Source organism: Candidatus Methylopumilus turicensis (assembly GCF_000953015.1).
In the GTDB taxonomy this organism is placed as follows: Bacteria; Pseudomonadota; Gammaproteobacteria; order Burkholderiales; family Methylophilaceae; genus Methylopumilus_A; species Methylopumilus_A turicensis.
This window is the reverse complement of record NZ_LN794158.1, coordinates 196357-214011: the sequence shown is the minus strand read 5'-3', so window position 1 is coordinate 214011 and position 17655 is coordinate 196357. Positions and strand designations below refer to the sequence as shown.

13 protein-coding genes, 5 tRNA genes and 1 pseudogene are annotated in these 17655 nt (G+C 43.5%); all 19 read right to left on the bottom strand.

What is annotated here, in order from left to right:
• Positions 1-55: 55 nt before the first annotated feature.
• Positions 56-4303, bottom strand: coding sequence for a DNA-directed RNA polymerase subunit beta' (gene rpoC / locus BN1209_RS01170; RefSeq protein WP_045750584.1), 4248 nt, complete (start codon positions 4301-4303; stop codon positions 56-58).
• 39 nt (positions 4304-4342) lie between these two features.
• Positions 4343-8515: a DNA-directed RNA polymerase subunit beta gene (gene rpoB, locus BN1209_RS01165; protein WP_045750583.1), complete on the bottom strand. Its 4173-nt coding sequence runs from the start codon at positions 8513-8515 to the stop codon at positions 4343-4345.
• Between the two features lie 124 nt (positions 8516-8639).
• A complete protein-coding gene (rplL, locus tag BN1209_RS01160) occupies positions 8640-9020 on the bottom strand; it encodes a 50S ribosomal protein L7/L12 (RefSeq protein WP_045750582.1) in 381 nt (126 codons plus the stop codon).
• A gap of 47 nt (positions 9021-9067) precedes the next feature.
• Entirely contained in the window at positions 9068-9589 is a 522-nt protein-coding gene (gene rplJ / locus BN1209_RS01155; protein ID WP_045750581.1) for a 50S ribosomal protein L10, read from the bottom strand.
• Positions 9590-9925: 336 nt separating this feature from the next.
• On the bottom strand, positions 9926-10618 hold the full coding sequence (rplA, locus tag BN1209_RS01150) for a 50S ribosomal protein L1 (protein ID WP_045750580.1): 693 nt from the start codon (positions 10616-10618) through the stop codon (positions 9926-9928).
• Between the two features lies 1 nt (position 10619).
• Positions 10620-11051, bottom strand: a complete 432-nt coding sequence (gene rplK, locus BN1209_RS01145) for a 50S ribosomal protein L11 (protein ID WP_045750579.1) — start codon at positions 11049-11051, stop codon at positions 10620-10622.
• A 138-nt stretch (positions 11052-11189) separates the two neighbouring features.
• On the bottom strand, positions 11190-11726 hold the full coding sequence (gene nusG, locus BN1209_RS01140) for a transcription termination/antitermination protein NusG (RefSeq protein ID WP_045750578.1): 537 nt from the start codon (positions 11724-11726) through the stop codon (positions 11190-11192).
• On the bottom strand, positions 11726-12076 hold the full coding sequence (secE, locus tag BN1209_RS01135; RefSeq protein ID WP_045751881.1) for a preprotein translocase subunit SecE: 351 nt from the start codon (positions 12074-12076) through the stop codon (positions 11726-11728). Before secE ends, nusG begins: the two co-directional genes overlap by 1 nt.
• 37 nt (positions 12077-12113) lie before the next feature.
• Positions 12114-12189, bottom strand: a tRNA-Trp gene (locus BN1209_RS01130).
• Positions 12190-12256: 67 nt separating this feature from the next.
• A pseudogene (gene tuf / locus BN1209_RS01125) lies at positions 12257-13449 on the bottom strand (elongation factor Tu).
• Between the two features lie 93 nt (positions 13450-13542).
• Positions 13543-13617 (bottom strand) — tRNA-Thr (locus BN1209_RS01120).
• Between the two features lie 29 nt (positions 13618-13646).
• Positions 13647-13720 (bottom strand) — tRNA-Gly (locus BN1209_RS01115).
• Between the two features lie 85 nt (positions 13721-13805).
• A tRNA-Tyr gene (locus BN1209_RS01110) sits at positions 13806-13890 on the bottom strand.
• 90 nt (positions 13891-13980) lie between these two features.
• Positions 13981-15141, bottom strand: a complete 1161-nt coding sequence (locus BN1209_RS01105) for a peptidogalycan biosysnthesis protein (RefSeq protein ID WP_045750577.1) — start codon at positions 15139-15141, stop codon at positions 13981-13983.
• A complete protein-coding gene (locus BN1209_RS01100; RefSeq protein ID WP_171816488.1) occupies positions 15134-16357 on the bottom strand; it encodes a DegT/DnrJ/EryC1/StrS family aminotransferase in 1224 nt (407 codons plus the stop codon). The genes BN1209_RS01105 and BN1209_RS01100 overlap by 8 nt, the downstream gene beginning before the upstream one ends.
• Positions 16341-16736, bottom strand: a complete 396-nt coding sequence (locus BN1209_RS01095) for a DMT family transporter (protein ID WP_045750575.1) — start codon at positions 16734-16736, stop codon at positions 16341-16343. Before BN1209_RS01095 ends, BN1209_RS01100 begins: the two co-directional genes overlap by 17 nt.
• A complete protein-coding gene (locus BN1209_RS01090) occupies positions 16733-17095 on the bottom strand; it encodes an EamA family transporter (protein ID WP_045750574.1) in 363 nt (120 codons plus the stop codon). The genes BN1209_RS01095 and BN1209_RS01090 overlap by 4 nt, the downstream gene beginning before the upstream one ends.
• 28 nt (positions 17096-17123) lie before the next feature.
• Positions 17124-17199: transfer RNA gene (locus tag BN1209_RS01085), tRNA-Thr, on the bottom strand.
• Between the two features lie 35 nt (positions 17200-17234).
• A complete protein-coding gene (locus BN1209_RS01080; protein WP_045750573.1) occupies positions 17235-17654 on the bottom strand; it encodes a ClpXP protease specificity-enhancing factor in 420 nt (139 codons plus the stop codon).
• Position 17655: the final 1 nt, after the last annotated feature.

Here is a 17655-nt window from a genome sequence, read left to right as displayed (position 1 = left end):
GGCGAAATTCGCCATCCCGAAAAACCTAGCATTCTATTTAGCGTTCAATACATTGTCAAGCAATCTCGGTACTTCCTGTTTCTGATTCAGGCACTTCCGACACTGTTGCTTCTGTAATTTCCGCCTCTTCTATTACCGCAGGTGCTGCATCCACACCGCTCGCTTGACGCTTACGCGTTTCGTGATAGGCAAGACCAGTACCAGCAGGAATCAAACGACCCACAATGACGTTTTCTTTCAAACCACGCAATTCATCACGTTTGCCCAAGATTGCAGCTTCGGTTAGAACACGCGTTGTTTCTTGGAATGACGCCGCTGAAATAAATGAGTCTGTAGATAGTGAAGCCTTTGTAATACCTAGCAATACGTATTCGTATACTGCTGGGCGTTTATCTAACGCTACAACTCTTTCGTTTTCAGACAATACATCTGCGCGCTCAACTTGCTCACCCATGATGAATGTTGTGTCGCCAGCATCTGAGATGCGAACACGACGTAACATTTGACGCACGATGACTTCGATGTGCTTGTCATTAATCTTAACGCCTTGCAAACGATAAACGTCTTGCACTTCGTCAATGATGTAACGCGCTAGCGCTTCACGACCTTGCAGTCTCAAGATATCTTGAGGATCTGCTGGACCGTCAACAATGCTTTCACCCTTAGTCACCACTTGACCATCATGTGCAGTCACGTGCTTATCTTTAGGGATCAAGTATTCATGCGTCACACCGTCCAAGTCAGTAAAGACTAGACGTTGTTTACCCTTTGTATCTTTACCGAATGAAACAGTACCCGTCACCTCTGCAAGCAAACCTGCATCTTTTGGTGAACGTGCTTCGAACAACTCAGCTACACGCGGCAAGCCCCCTGTAATATCACGAGTCTTAGATGATTCTTGTGGGATACGTGCTAATACTTCACCCACGCCAACTTCTTGGCCATCTTTCACAGTAATAATGCAGCCTAATTGGAATGTAATGTTCACTGAAACATCACCGCCAGCAATCTTCACTTCATTGCCATTGGCATCCAACAATTTAACTTGAGGACGTAAGCCTTTCGTTTGGCCAGCACGTTGTTTTGGATCAATCACCACCAATGAAGACAAACCTGTCACTTCATCGATTTGCTTAGCAACAGTGATACCTTCTTCAACGTTTTCAAACTTCACGCGACCTGCGTACTCTGTGATGATTGGACGAGTATGCGGATCCCATGTTGCAATCGCTTGGCCAGCTTTAATTGGCTTGCCATCAGTAATTACAAGCGTTGCACCGTAAGGCACTTTATGACGCTCACGTTCACGACCGTTATCATCTTGAATAATCGCTTCACCATTACGTGAAATGACGACTTGCTCATTACGTGCATTCGTTACATAACGCATAGTTGAGCTGAAACGGATAATGCCGTTTGATTTACTTTCAACTTGGCTCACAGAGGCAGCACGGGATACCGCACCACCGATGTGGAATGTACGCATGGTCAATTGAGTACCTGGCTCGCCGATAGATTGCGCAGCAATCACACCAACAGCTTCACCCATGTTAATCAATTTACCGCGACCTAAGTCACGGCCGTAACATTTCGCACAAATACCGTAGCGAGTTTCACATGTGAGCGCTGTACGCACTTTCACTTCATCAACGCCTAAAGCATCAATATGTTCAACTTCATCTTCTGTTAGCAATGTACCAGCTGGATAAACCACTTCTTGATTTTCAGGGTTAATAATATCAAGCGCGGTTGTACGACCCAAGATACGGTCATGCAACGGCTCAACCACTTCACCACCTTTAACCAAAGCTTTTGTTACCAAACCATCGCTAGTACCACAATCATGTTCAGTCACCACCAAGTCTTGTGTCACATCAACCAAACGACGCGTCAAGTAACCTGAGTTCGCTGTTTTCAACGCAGTATCGGCAAGACCCTTACGAGCACCATGGGTTGAAATAAAGTATTGCAACACGTTCAAACCATCACGGAAGTTCGCAATAATTGGCGTTTCAATAATTGAGCCATCTGGTTTAGCCATCAAACCACGCATACCAGCAAGCTGTCTAACCTGAGCTGCTGAACCGCGGGCGCCAGAGTCAGCCATCATATAAATCGCGTTGAAAGACTCTTGACGTAAAGCTTTACCATCTTTGTCTTTCGCTACATTACCGTCAGCATCAAGTACATTTTCTTCTTTCAATTGCTTCATCATAGCGTCAGCGACTTTATCGCCAGCACGACCCCAGATATCCACAACCTTGTTATAACGCTCACCTTGTGTCACCAAACCAGAAACGTATTGATCTTCAATTTCTTTCACTTCAGCTTCTGCTGAAGCAATCAATTGACCTTTTTCTGGTGGAACCAACATGTCGTTAATGCTGATAGAAATACCTGCACGTGTCGCATAGGTGTAACCCATGCCCATGAGCTTATCAGCCAAAATAACTGTTTCACGAATACCAACTTTACGGAAACCAGAGTTAATCAAACGTGAGATTTCTTTTTTCTTCAACGCTTTATCAATCAAGCTAAATGGCAAGCCAGCTGGCATGATTTCTGATAACAATGCACGACCCACTGTTGTTTCGTAACGATTGATTTTCTCGTGTTTTGTACCATCTAAATCAACATCGTATTCTTTAATACGTACCGTGATTTTTGCGTGCAAGTCGATTTGACCGCTGTCATAAACACGTTGAACTTCAGCCACGTTAGCGAAGCGCATGCCTTCACCACGTGCCGCAACTTTTTCGCGCGTCATGTAGTAAAGACCCAACACGATATCTTGTGATGGCACAATAATTGGTTCACCGTTTGCTGGAGAAAGCACGTTGTTTGAAGCAAGCATCAATGTGCGTGCTTCCATTTGCGCTTCCAAGCTCAATGGAACGTGGACCGCCATTTGGTCACCGTCAAAGTCGGCGTTAAACGCAGCACAAACCAATGGGTGCAATTGAATTGCCTTACCTTCAATCAATACTGGTTCAAATGCTTGAATACCCAAGCGGTGCAATGTAGGCGCACGGTTTAGTAGTACTGGATGCTCGCGAATGACGTCCTCTAGGATATCCCATACTTCTGGACCTTCCTCTTCAACTTTTTTCTTCGCAGCTTTAATGGTTGTCGCTAAGCCCAACACTTCTAGCTTATGGAAAATGAATGGCTTGAATAACTCAAGCGCCATTTTCTTAGGTAGACCGCATTGGTGCAGTTTCAATTGTGGACCAACCACAATCACTGAACGACCAGAGTAATCCACACGTTTACCAAGCAAGTTTTGACGGAAACGACCGCCTTTACCCTTGATCATGTCAGCAAGTGATTTCAATGGACGCTTGTTAGCACCAGTCATCACTTTACCGCGACGACCATTGTCTAATAGTGAATCCACCGCTTCTTGTAACATACGTTTTTCGTTACGTACAATAATTTCTGGTGCTTTTAACTCTAACAAGCGTTTTAGACGATTGTTACGATTAATCACGCGACGATATAAATCGTTCAAGTCAGAAGTTGCGAAACGACCACCATCCAATGGTACTAATGGACGTAACTCTGGTGGCAATACTGGCAATACTTCAAGAATCATCCACTCTGGCTTAATGCCAGATTTTTGGAATGCTTCGAGTACTTTCAAGCGTTTTGCAATTTTCTTGATTTTTGCTTCAGAACCAGTTGCGCCCAAATCTTGACGCAATGTTTCGATTTCATTGTGTACATCCATAGTGCGAAGTAATTCACGCACCGCTTCAGCACCCATCACTGCATTGAATTCATCACCGTACTCTTCTACTTTAGCGAGGTAGTCATCTTCCGTGAGCAATTGACCACGTGTAAGTGGTGTCATACCCGGCTCAATAACAATGTATGCTTCAAAATAAAGCACACGTTCGATGTCGCGCAATGCGATATCAAGCACCATACCTAAACGGCTTGGCAAACTCTTCAAGAACCAGATGTGTGCAACTGGACTAGCTAACTCAATGTGCGCCATGCGCTCACGACGTACTTTTGACAATGTGACTTCAACACCACATTTCTCACAAATAACACCGCGATGTTTTAAGCGTTTGTATTTACCGCACAAGCACTCGTAATCTTTGATAGGGCCAAAGATTTTTGCGCAGAACAAGCCATCACGTTCAGGCTTGAATGTACGGTAGTTAATGGTTTCTGGCTTTTTAACTTCACCATAGGACCATGAGCGAATTTTCTCAGGAGAAGCAAGCGCGATCTTAATCGCGTCAAATTCTTCTTCTTGAGTGACCTGCTTAAATAAGTCTAATAGAGCTTTCATTTAATCTCCTTAGTTTCGCTTGAGCGAATGCTTATACTGTTAGTTGCGATCAAGGTCGATATCAATAGCGAGTGAGCGAATTTCTTTCACCAACACGTTGAATGACTCTGGCATGCCAGCATCAATCTTATGTTCGCCCTTCACGATATTTTCATAAACCTTGGTACGGCCAGAAACGTCATCAGATTTCACTGTGAGCATTTCTTGTAAGGTGTATGAAGCACCATAAGCCTCCAATGCCCAAACTTCCATCTCACCAAAGCGCTGACCACCGAATTGAGCTTTACCGCCCAATGGTTGTTGCGTAACCAAACTGTAAGGACCTGTAGAACGCGCATGCATCTTGTCATCAACCAAGTGATGCAATTTCAATACGTGCATATAACCCACAGTCACTGGACGCTCAAATGGATCACCTGTTCGGCCATCAATTAATTGAACCTGTGTTTTACCAGCAGAGAACTTTAATTGTTTTGTACGTGGATCATCATCTGGGAACGCCAAATCAAGCATCGCTTTAATATCTAACTCGGTTGCACCGTCAAATACTGGCGTTGCAAAAGGTACGCCATGTTCTAGATTTTTCGCTAAGTCCAGCACCTCTTTATCAGACAATGACTTAATGTCTTCGCCCTTACCGTTGCTGTCGTTATAGATTTGATCTAAGAACTTACGCACTTCAGAGACTTTTGCTTGTGTAGCAAGCATTTCGCCAATGCGCATACCAAGACCCTTAGCAGCCCAGCCTAAGTGAGTTTCTAGAATCTGACCGATGTTCATACGTGATGGAACGCCTAGTGGGTTCAACACGATATCAACAGGGGTACCATCGGCCATGTGCGGCATGTCTTCAACAGGGGCAATCTTAGAGATAACACCCTTGTTACCGTGACGACCCGCCATTTTATCGCCAGGTTGAATACGACGTTTAACAGCGATATAGACTTTCACCATTTTTTGAACGCCAGCTTGCAAATCATCGCCTTGCGTCAATTTACGTTTTTTCTCTTCAAAACGGCTATCGAACTCAACACGTGCTTGAGATAAGCTGTCTTTCAATTGTTCAAGTTGACGTGCTGCTTCTTCATCAGCCAAACGAATATCAAACCAATCATAACGACCAATGGCTTGCAGATATTCTGCAGTCACTGTTTCGCCTTTTTTCAGCTTGTTAGGGCCGCCAGTGGCTGATTTTCCTTCGATTAAGCGTTGAATACGACCGAATGCGTCATCTTCAACAATACGCATTTGGTCAGCCAAATCTTGTTTGTAATGACCTAATTGGTCATCAATGATTTGTTGAGCACGGGTATCACGGTCAATACCTTCACGAGTGAACACTTGAACGTCAATCACAGTCCCTGACATCCCTGATGGCACGCGCAAGCTTGTATCTTTAACGTCAGAAGCTTTTTCACCGAAAATCGCACGTAGTAATTTCTCTTCTGGTGTCAGTTGTGTTTCACCCTTAGGCGTTACTTTACCAACCAATACGTCGCCAGCCTCAACCTCTGCACCGATGTAGATAATGCCTGATTCATCCAAACGACCAAGCATACGCTCAGACAAGTTTGAGATATCACGCGTAATTTCTTCAGCGCCTAATTTCGTATCACGTGCCACGACTGACAATTCTTCAATATGAATTGAAGTGTAACGATCGTCAGATACAACACGCTCTGAAATTAGAATTGAATCTTCGTAGTTATAACCATTCCATGGCATAAATGCGACTAGCATGTTTTGACCAAGCGCTAATTCGCCCATGTCTGTTGATGCACCGTCAGCAATGACATCGCCACGTGCTAATACGTCACCCACGTTCACTAGTGGACGTTGGTTAATATTAGTGTTTTGGTTAGAACGCGTGTATTTCGTTAGGTTGTAGATATCCACACCAACTTCGCCTGCAAGCGCTTCAGCGTCATGCACACGAATCACGATACGGCCTGAATCTACGTAATCAACGATACCGCCACGACGCGCTTGTACTGTTGTACCAGAGTCAATCGCCACGGTACGTTCAATCCCTGTACCTACCACTGCTTTTTCAGCACGTAGACATGGCACAGCTTGACGTTGCATGTTCGCACCCATCAATGCACGGTTCGCATCATCGTGTTCCAAGAATGGAATCAATGAAGCCGCAACAGAAACAATTTGGCCTGGCGCAACGTCCATGTATTGAACACGGTCAGGTTGCGTCATTGTAAATTCGTTGTGATAACGGGCTGAGATAAGGTCTTCTTTAAAGTTACCTTTAGCATCTAACTCTGAGTTAGCTTGCGCAATCATGTATTGACTCTCTTCAATCGCTGAGAGGAAGTCGATGTTTGCTGAAACTTTATTACCATCAACACGGCGATAAGGCGTTTCTAAGAAGCCGTATTTATTTGTACGTGCATAAAGGGCCAATGAGTTAATCAAACCAATGTTTGGACCCTCTGGCGTTTCAATCGGACATACACGACCGTAGTGCGTTGTATGAACGTCACGCACTTCAAAACCAGCACGTTCACGTGTCAGACCACCAGGGCCTAACGCTGAAACACGACGTTTGTGCGTAATTTCAGACAATGGATTGGTTTGATCCATAAACTGACTTAATTGGCTTGAGCCGAAGAACTCACGAATCGCACTAGATACAGGCTTAGCGTTAATCAAATCGTGTGGCATCAAGTTATCTGATTCTGCTTGGCTTAAACGCTCTTTAACAGCACGTTCAACACGCACTAGACCTGCGCGGAATTGGTTTTCTGCTAACTCACCTACTGAACGGATACGACGGTTACCCAAATGATCAATATCGTCAATCTCGCCTCGGCCGTTACGCAACTCTAGTAACACGCCAACCACTGCCAAGATGTCTTCATTTGAAAGTGTAGAAGCACCTTCAGCACCTTGCGGGCCAACTTTTTCATAGAATTTACGCAACCAAGCAGCGATACGATCTTCAATTTTCTCTGGGAATGCACGACGATTGAACTTCATACGACCAACAACTGACAAATCGTAGCGATCTGGATTGAAGAACAGGCCTTCAAACAATGCTTGAACTGCATCTTCCGTTGGTGGCTCACCAGGACGCATCATGCGGTAAATCGCAACACGCGCGCTGTACTGGTCAGGGATTTCATCAATACGTAATGTTTGTGAAATGTAATCACCGTGGTCTAAATCGTTAGCATAAAGCGTGTTGATTTTGGCAACACTTGCGCCGTGTAGTTTTTCTAATAAGCTTTCAGTGATTTCGTCATTTGCGTTTGCAACAACTTCACCTGTTTCTTTATCTACAATAGCGTTTGCAATGGTACGACCTAAAACGAATTCAACTGGCACAGCAATTTTGCTGATGCCTGCTTTTTCCATATCACGGATATGCTTAACAGTAATGCGCTTGTCTTTAGCAACAATTACTGTACCGTCCTTAGCAGTGATGTCGAACTTAGCAACTTCACCACGTAGACGTTCAGGCACTAATTCAAATTGAACACCCTTTGCTGACAAGTGGAATGTATCCACGTCATAGAATGTTTCAAGAATTTGTTCTGGTGTGTAGCCAAGTGCTTTAAGCAAAATAGTGACCGGCATCTTACGGCGACGATCAACACGGAAGTACAAGTAGTCTTTTGGATCAAACTCGAAATCCAACCAAGAGCCACGGTAAGGGATGATTCGAGCTGAGAATAATAATTTACCTGAGCTGTGTGTTTTACCACGATCATGCTCAAAGAATACGCCTGGGCTACGGTGCAATTGAGAAACAATCACACGCTCGGTACCGTTAATCACAAATGAGCCATTTTCAGTCATCAAAGGCAATTCGCCCATGTAAACTTCTTGCTCTTTCACTTCCTTCACAGTTGGCTTTGAAGCCTCTTTATCCATGATGGTCAAACGCACCTTGACACGCAATGGCGCTGCGTAAGTCAAGCCACGTTGTTGACATTCTTTCACGTCAAAAGGCTCAGCACCCAAGTGATAACTCACGTAATCTAAACGTGCGTTACCTGAGTGGCTAACGATTGGGAAAATAGAACTAAATGTTGCTTGTAAACCAGCATCTTCACGTTTGTCAGCAATAACATTTGCTTGTAAAAACGCAGCATACGATTCCAATTGCATCGCGAGTAAGTATGGAATTTCCTGCACACTTTCACGTTTTGCAAAGCTCTTACGAATGCGTTTCTTTTCGGTAAAGGAATAGCTCATAGCGTCTCCTAAGGGGGTAAAAGGTAGAAGGTAAGGCACATAATTTAATGCCTTATCTTCTACCATCTTAAAATGGTTAAGGCTGACGGTTTCCCGTCAGCCTAAATCTAACTTACAACCTGAATTACTTGATTTCGCCAGTCGCGCCAGCTTCAATCAATTTCTTCAATGTTTCATCAGCGTCAGCTTTTGAAACGCCTTCTTTAACTGCTTTTGGTGCGCCATCAACTAGATCTTTAGCTTCTTTTAAGCCAAGCGCTGTGATTTCACGAACTGCTTTAATTACGTTAACTTTGTTATCGCCTGCAGCTAACAAAATAACATCGAACTCCGATTTCTCAGCAGCAGCTGAAGCACCACCTGCAGCAGGTGCTGCAGCAACCGCAACAGCTGCAGCTGCAGCTGAAACGCCAAATTTTTCTTCCATGTCTTTGATCAATTCTGAAAGTTCAAGAACTGATAAAGCTGCTACTGCATCTAAAATTTCTGATTTAGAAATTGCCATTTGAAATACTCCTGATAAATAAAATGTAGTTTAAGTTTGCGGTAAAGTTACGCGGCTTTTTGATCGCGCACTGCAGCAAGACCACGCACAAATTTTGTAGGTACTTCATTAAGCGTACGTACAAATTTAGCAACAGGTGCTTGCATAGTGCCGAGCAATTTAGCCAACAATTCGTCACGGCTTGGCAACGCAGCAAGTGCTTGAACGGCATTAGCGTCCATCACTTGGTTAGGCATTGCACCAGCTTTAATAATGAATTTGTCGTTAGCTTTAGCAAAGTCGCTAAGTACTTTAGCGGCTGATACTGGATCGGAAGATATACCGAACACTAATGGGCCAACCATTTCGTTTGCTAAACCAGAAAATGGCGTGCCTTCAACTGCACGGCGTACCAATGTATTTTTCAATACACGAAGGTATACGCCTGATTTTCTGGCTTGAGCGCGCAATTCGGTCATATGACCCACTTGTAAGCCACGATACTCAGCTACGATGATTGCTTGGGCCGTCGAGACTTGCTCGCTGACTTCAACAACTACTGCCTTTTTCTGTTCAAGATTAAGACTCAAGGTCTTCTCCTTCCGTTAATTAAACCTTTGTAGCAAAACACTACAAAAGCCATCCCACGGCGACCTTTCGTCAGGAGTATTTTTCAATACTGTCCTGTTTTCAGGGGACGCCATCTGCGTAGGTATTCATTAATCAGTCACAGAGGATTGAATATCTAACCCTTCATCACCCATCACTGACCACTACCATTAAACCCACCAATTAACTTCAATTGGTTATGGTGCCTACGGTCTTTGATAACCTTGACATCGGTCAAAACTTCTAAAACGATGTCAAGCCCAAAGCCCTTTATTGAATTGATGCATCATCAACTCAAAAATACTTCTATCTAGCTATTAAACTAGATTAGATTGATCTACACGCACCCCAACACCCATGGTGCTAGAGACTGATACTTTCTTTAAATACTGACCTTTTGATGACGCTGGTTTTGCTTTATTCAAAGCATCAACTAGCGCAGCCAAGTTCTGTTGCAACGCATCAACCGTAAATGAAGCGCGGCCGATTGTGCAGTGAATAATGCCACCTTTGTCTGTACGGTATTGCACTTGACCCGCTTTAGCATCTTTAACTGCTTTAGCAACATCAGGCGTTACTGTGCCAACTTTAGGGTTAGGCATCAAACCACGTGGGCCTAACACTTGACCAAGTTGACCAACGATACGCATTGCATCAGGCGTAGCAATTGCGACATCAAAATCTAACATGCCGCCTTTAACTTGCTCAGCTAAATCTTCAAAACCAACAATCTCAGCACCAGCCGCTTTAGCAGCCTCAGCTTGTGCGCCTTGTGCGAACACTGCAACACGTTTTGTTTTACCTGTACCATTTGGCAATACAAGCGCGCCACGGATCAATTGATCTGATTTACGTGCATCAATACCCAAATTCACAACTGCATCAACTGATTCGTCGAATTTGGCAGTTGCCGTTTCTTTTACTAATGCCAATGCATCAGCCACTTGATAGATTTTATCGCGATCAACTTTTGATTGAAGCGCTACATTACGTTTAGAAATCTTAGCCATGTTATACACCCTCCACTTCAATACCCATACTGCGAGCGCTACCAGCAATCGTACGAACAGCAGCATCCATATCAGAGGCTGTTAGATCTGGCATCTTAGTTTTAGCAATTTCCTCAGCTTGAGCGCGAGTAATCTTACCAACTTTGTCAGTATGTGGACGTGGTGAACCTTTGTCGATTTTTGCAGCTTTCTTGATCAAAATCGTTGCAGGTGGTGTCTTCATGATGAACGTGAAGCTCTTGTCTGCAAATGCAGTAATCACAACTGGAATTGGAAGGCCAGGCTCAACACTTTGTGTTGCGGCATTAAATGCCTTACAGAATTCCATGATGTTCAAACCACGTTGACCCAATGCTGGACCGACTGGAGGACTTGGGTTAGCTTTGCCTGCAGGGATCTGCAGTTTGATATAGCCAATAACTTTCTTTGCCATTTTACGACTCCTAATATGGGTACAATCGCTTTAAATCAAGCTCCCCAGTTTGGTAATTGCAGCGTAATAAAACGCTACCGCTTATGCTATTTTATAAATAGCAAATGCCCAAGTGCCTTAAGGCGCCCGAGCAAAATCTTATATTTCTTTTTGTACCTGACCGAACTCTAGTTCTACAGGCGTTGCGCGGCCAAAAATAACCACTGAAACACGCAATTTACTTTTCTCGTAATTGATATCTTCAACGCTTCCTGAGAAGTCTTTGAATGGGCCATCAATAACACGCACAGCCTCACCTTTTTCAAAAGTAAGTTTTTGCGTAGGATTGCTTTTGCTGTCATCCATACGTTGCAAGATAATTTCGACTTCTTTATCTTTGATTGGCGTAGGCTTTAGGGCTGTTCCACCAATAAAGGCAGTAACCCTTGGTGTACTTTTGACTAAATGCCAGCTCTCATCTGTCATGTCCATTTGTACAAGAACATAGCCAGGATAAAGCTTACGCTCACTAATCGCTTTTTGCCCAGCCTTCATCTCGACCACTTCTTCAACTGGTACTAGAATTTGACCAAACTGCTCTTTGAAATCTGAACGTGAAACACGTTCTTCCAAACTGCGCTGAACTGATTTCTCAAAACCAGAAAAAGCTTGAACTGCATACCATCGCATACTCATTAAGCACCCCGACCCATCAGCGCTTTTACTAATGATAAAAAGCCGACATCAACAATCCACATAAAAATTGCCATCACCAAAACAAGGACAAATACCGCAACAGTAGTTTGTATTGTTTCACGGCGTGACGGCCATACAACTCGTTTTGCTTCTGCTACTGAATCACGTGAAAATGCAAAAAATTCTTTACCTGATTTCGTCGTGGACAACAGAACAGCTGCTGCAATTAATCCAGCCAAAACCGCCAAGATACGAACGACCATTGGCTGCTTTTCTTCAAGCAAATAAAAGCCTGTGACGCCAAACCCTACAAAGAGCAAGCTAAATACAAGCTTAATTTTATCAATCATCATTTATGCGCTTTAGCTAAAAAAATTACTAAATACATGGCAGGCCAAGAGGGTCTCGAACCCCCAACCCTCGGTTTTGGAGACCGATACTCTACCAATTGAGCTATTGGCCTGTACTTAAAAACTGAAGATGCCACGCTGGGTTGTTAGCGTAGCATCTCGATTTGATGAAACTAAAGATTATTCAATAATCTTAGCAACAACACCCGCACCAACAGTACGACCGCCTTCACGAATCGCGAAGCGTAAACCATCTTCCATCGCAATCGGAGCAATCAATGTCACTGTGATTGATACGTTATCACCTGGCATCACCATTTCTGTACCTTCTGGCAATTCAACTGCACCAGTCACGTCTGTTGTACGGAAATAGAATTGTGGACGGTAACCATTGAAGAATGGTGTATGACGACCACCTTCATCTTTACCCAACACGTAAATCTCTGCTGTGAATTTTGTATGTGGCTTGATAGAACCTGCTTTTGAAAGCACTTGACCACGTTCAACTTCTTCACGTTTTGTACCACGTAGCAATACGCCAACGTTGTCGCCTGCTTGACCTTGGTCTAGCAATTTGCGGAACATTTCAACGCCTGTACATGTTGTTTTCAATGTTGGCTTAATACCAACGATTTCAATTTCATCACCAACTTTAACAATACCGCGCTCAATACGGCCTGTTACTACTGTACCGCGACCTGAGATTGAGAATACGTCTTCAACTGGCATCAAGAATGCACCGTCGATTGCACGTTCTGGCAATGGGATGTAGCTATCTAAAGCTGCAGCCAATTTGAAAATTGCTGGTTCGCCGATTTCTGATTGGTCACCTTCTAGTGCCAATTTTGCTGAACCGTGAATGATTGGTGTGTCATCACCTGGGAAGTCATATTTAGACAACAAATCACGAACTTCCATTTCTACTAGCTCTAACAACTCAGCATCATCAACCATGTCTGCTTTGTTTAGGAACACAACGATGTATGGAACACCAACTTGGCGAGCTAAAAAGGATATGCTCACGTGTTTGTGGCATAGGACCGTCAGCTGCTGAACATACCAAAATAGCACCGTCCATTTGCGCAGCGCCAGTAATCATGTTTTTTTACATAGTCAGCATGGCCTGGGCAGTCAACGTGTGCGTAGTGACGTGTTTCTGTCTCGTACTCAACGTGGGCAGTATTAATAGTAATACCACGTGCCTTTTCTTCTGGTGCAGCATCAATTTGGTCGTAAGCTTTTGCTTCGCCGCCAAATTTCTTTGTCAATACAGTCGTGATCGCTGCTGTTAGTGTTGTCTTACCATGGTCAACGTGTCCAATTGTGCCTACGTTAACGTGTGGCTTGGTACGTTCAAATTTGCCTTTTGCCATTTTTTTCTTCCTTTAACTGACTTCATCAAGTTAAGTTAGGTGCACATGAGTACGCAAATTCATAACGCACCACCGTAATACCAGCACCGTACGTGGTGCCCATGGCGGGAATCGGACCCGCGACCTCTCCCTTACCAAGGGAGTGCTCTACCACTGAGCCACATGGGCGCTAATATTCTTTAAAAGATTGACTTGAATGGAGCGGGGTACGGGAATCGAACCCGCGGCTCTAGCTTGGAAGGCTAGGGTATTACCATTATACGAACCCCGCAATCGAGGCTAGCTCGGCAATAAAAGCCTTCACTTGGCTCCAATTACTTCAAATCAAACAATTTAAATCTTGGTTTAAAATACATTGGTGGAGGGGGAAGGATTCGAACCTTCGTACTCTGAGAGAACGGATTTACAGTCCGTCGCCTTTAACCACTCGGCCACCCCTCCAAACCGAACCCAAGATTATGCAGATATTCTTAAGCGCTGTCAATCCAAATATTGACTATTAATTGGACTTTTAAAAACCTGCAATCTACGTCATTTTAAGTTTGCAGGTTTAAGCTCTGGATAGGCTTTGACGTAAATCGCCAAATCAGGATCTAAGGTATCCCAATTAATCGTTTTAGCGACCAATTGATAGATGAAGTTCACGACTGGATTTTTGTGCTGACAATAGTTACTCAAAGCCACCATCTCATTACCCAGCTCTATTTTTGGTGCGTAGCCAGTTTGACCACTTTGGATTGATGTGGCCCCTACGCTATAAGACCACTCAACAGCCGCATCCCAAAGTCTAAAATACAAGAACCATTCTTTTGGCTGGCTGTAATCAATCCCAATAAACTTATTCACCACATGCTCACCAAGCTTGAAGCAAAGCATAAAGCACAACATTTCTTTGGATTCATTCTTACGCAAAATTACATAATGTGAATTCTCATATTGCGAGATTTCCTCGAAAAATGCTCGGTTAAGTTGCTCAAACTTTGTGTTACCTTTTTCGTACGTTTGCCAAAACAAGCTAAAAATCTCATCCATCACTGCTGTATTAGGATACGAAACAATCTCAACATATACAGGCGCGTCATTTGCCTGCTTCATTTTCTTTTTTATCTTGTTACGACGAGAAGCTTTGAGTGACGAAATATAGTCATTTTTATTTTTGCCATCTAAATACAAGTTTGTGCCAGGAAAACTCACCAAATGAAACAAACCATCATTTTTTAGCAAAGGAACCAGTGCGGGTTGCTGCTCCTGAGCAAAATCTTTCCAAACACGCATCGAAGCGCCTAGCTCATCAGCCTTAGTCCGCATCGCTTTGTTGATAAGTGCGAACACCTCCAGCGAATTAGCTCCATGCCCAAGACCAACACGACCTTCGTCACTACACGGCGACCCAATAAAAAATGTACGCTGATAAAGTAAAGCGGGGAAAAACTTGCCCAAGATATTAAAAATTGGAAGCAATGCTGGCGGAATGACCAAAGCAATTGGCACGTCCATCAGAAATGCAGGGGCAATTGCCAAAGGCTTATCGTTATATGAAACCAGCCCATACATAAATTTGAATTGCGCATCCAAGCCTGCTCGCTCAAGCGCTGCATACCACCATTTACCTTCGTAAGGCGCAGCAAAAGACTCCTGCCATAATGCCTCAGGAATATCTTCTACAGATTGCTGCCATTGGATTTTATACATGCGCTACTTGCTCCGAAATCACGTCGCATATTTTAGCGAAATCTTGCTCACTCAACCAATTGCAATTCGTAATAATAAACGTACGTGAAGCAAATACTTGTGCATTAGGGATTTTACTATCTGTGAAATGTGGCACTAAATAATCATAGTCTTTAAGGGCATGAATAAATAAACGCCCCACACCCAAGCCTTTATTCCACAATTGCTCAAGAATTCTGTCTCGCATTTCTTCAGATGGTATTTGAACAATAAAAAATGGCCAAACACCCTCTCCACCCTTGGTATCAAGAACAACGCTTACCCCTGGAATCTTGGTCAAGATTGCTAAACGTCCCCTCGTTATTTTTTTGGTTTGCTCAATAAAGGCTGGCAGTCTATCTGCAGCGCTCGCGCCTATACTCTTTCGCCAAGCGCCAACTTTGTGTAACGGAAAATCAAAAGAGCAATCATCCCCCACTGCCTGAATTAAATTGCCCCGTTTTAATTTATTGCGTAAATGATGTCCAAATGCCATACCGATCCCTGCTGGACGATATAGTAAATAATACGCAATCAATTCAATAGTTCGACGTAACTCAAGCAAATGATGACTTGGCAAATTTCCACCAACACGACGAAGTGCTTCTCTAATTTGTAGACTCTCCGTGACAACAACGCCGCCAGAAAATATGGTGAGCCCTTTTCCAACCCCCAAACTATAAAATCCTATGTCTCCAAACGTACCAACTGATTTATTGTGCAACTTAGCCCCTAATGATTGAGCTGCATCCTCAATTACATACGCACCCACATTTTTGGCGATAGCGATTGTTTTCTCAACATCGGCAACTCGCCCACCAAGATGTGTATGAACTACCGCTAAGGTCTGATGGTTAACAACGGAATTAAGAGATTTTTCACAATAAGCGAAGTGCTCGGACTGAGAATCTGCAAGCACAGGAATAAGATTGGCCTTGATCACGGCCAACGCAACCCAAGGACAGGTATAAGCACTAATAACCACAAGCTTTCTATCACTCAGCATCTTGAGCGCCTCAAGTGCAACAACCAAAGCTGCAGTCCCAGAGCATTCTACTTGTGCCTCATCAACACCTATAAATGAAGCTAGCTTTTCTTCAAGCGAAAATCTAGATTTTTGTGAAAATAAGTAAGGAAAAAAATCACGCCAATTGAGCGGTAAACCAGCTGTAGGGGCGGCTTCAGTGAACTTCATCATTTTCATGCTCAGCCTCACTAAAGCTCAAACAAACAATACCAAGCACAATGAGCAATGCTCCAACTATCTGCATTGGAGCTAATCTATCTCCAAAATAAACTGCGGAGACGACTAACACTAACACCACTTCTAAATGTGATGCCGCAAAAGCTGGCCCGACTGGCGCATGCTTCAGCAAGGTCATCCAAGCGATAAATGCGCCAAAATATCCAAGCACTGCGCCATAAATCCATGGTTGAGAGAATATTGAGAGGAACCACTCCAACTGCATCACAAACTCACCGCCATGATTTGATGCCAGCTTGAAGGAAACTTGAGTAAGCGTATCGCATAGCATTAAGGCTGAAAATCCGAGGACATAAAAACGTGTTTTCTTCATGCGTGAATCCCCACAAAGATAACGCCTAGCGTAATCAACGCCATCCCCAAAAGACGCATACGATCTAATTTTTCTTTGAATATCAATCGTCCTGCAATGACAATTGAAACCATATTAATCGCACCAAGCAACACACCTTGTGACAAGGAAAGAACTGAAAGGAATGCTAGCCAAACGACGAATTCGAGACAAAAACAAACCACCCCCACCCACAAAGGGAATGAGCGAAGCATTGATTTCCAACGTTCAATTTCTTTAGATTCTGTGTGTTCAGCTGTAGCGGCAAATTTAAGCGCTACATGACCAACGGTATCGAGTGTTACATTGATAACCCAAATTAAAATCGCGATTGAGGACAATAGATTTAACTTCGGGTGATTAAGGGATTGGTGCCGAATGTCGGAATCGAACTGACGACCTTCGCATTACAAGTGCGCTGCTCTACCAACTGAGCTAATTCGGCAAGTACTAATCAATCAACTGCATTTACAAAGGACACTATTTTACCAACTTTAGCGTAGTTTTTTTCACTTCTGATGAAATATTTTTTTCTTTTTTGTCAGAAAATTCTATGTCATTGTTTTTATTTTCATTTAAATCTTCTGGATGCACTTCAAAAAACATTCCCTGCCCATTTTCACGAGCAAAAATCCCTTTTACAGCACTTATTGGGATGTATAAATTATTTGAAGCACCTGAAAATCGCGCAGAAAAACTTATTGCTTCATTAGTAAAGTAAAGATCCTTTGTGGCAGAATGATTAAGATTTAAGACAATCTCACCATCCTTAACGTAAGCCATGGGAACTCTAGTTTGTGCGTTTACCTCAACCAAGAGATGGGGCGTCAATTGATTATCAACGCACCACTCGTGAATAGCCATGATCATGTAGGGTTTGGTTGAAGTGAATTCACTCATC

Bases quoted from the DNA above. Each gene is read 5' to 3' on its own strand.
- rpoB (WP_045750583.1), bottom strand. From the start codon at position 8,515: ATGAGCTATTCCTTTACCGAAAAGAAACGCATTCGTAAGAGCTTTGCA.
- nusG (WP_045750578.1), bottom strand. From the start codon at position 11,726: ATGAGTATGCGATGGTATGCAGTTCAAGCTTTTTCTGGTTTTGAGAAA.
- BN1209_RS01105 (WP_045750577.1), bottom strand. From the start codon at position 15,141: ATGTATAAAATCCAATGGCAGCAATCTGTAGAAGATATTCCTGAGGCA.
- rpoC (WP_045750584.1), bottom strand. From the start codon at position 4,303: ATGAAAGCTCTATTAGACTTATTTAAGCAGGTCACTCAAGAAGAAGAA.
- secE (WP_045751881.1), bottom strand. From the start codon at position 12,076: ATGATTGATAAAATTAAGCTTGTATTTAGCTTGCTCTTTGTAGGGTTT.
- BN1209_RS01080 (WP_045750573.1), bottom strand. From the start codon at position 17,654: ATGAGTGAATTCACTTCAACCAAACCCTACATGATCATGGCTATTCAC.
- rplK (WP_045750579.1), bottom strand. From the start codon at position 11,051: ATGGCAAAGAAAGTTATTGGCTATATCAAACTGCAGATCCCTGCAGGC.
- BN1209_RS01095 (WP_045750575.1), bottom strand. From the start codon at position 16,736: ATGAAGAAAACACGTTTTTATGTCCTCGGATTTTCAGCCTTAATGCTA.
- rplL (WP_045750582.1), bottom strand. From the start codon at position 9,020: ATGGCAATTTCTAAATCAGAAATTTTAGATGCAGTAGCAGCTTTATCA.
- BN1209_RS01100 (WP_171816488.1), bottom strand. From the start codon at position 16,357: ATGATGAAGTTCACTGAAGCCGCCCCTACAGCTGGTTTACCGCTCAAT.
- rplA (WP_045750580.1), bottom strand. From the start codon at position 10,618: ATGGCTAAGATTTCTAAACGTAATGTAGCGCTTCAATCAAAAGTTGAT.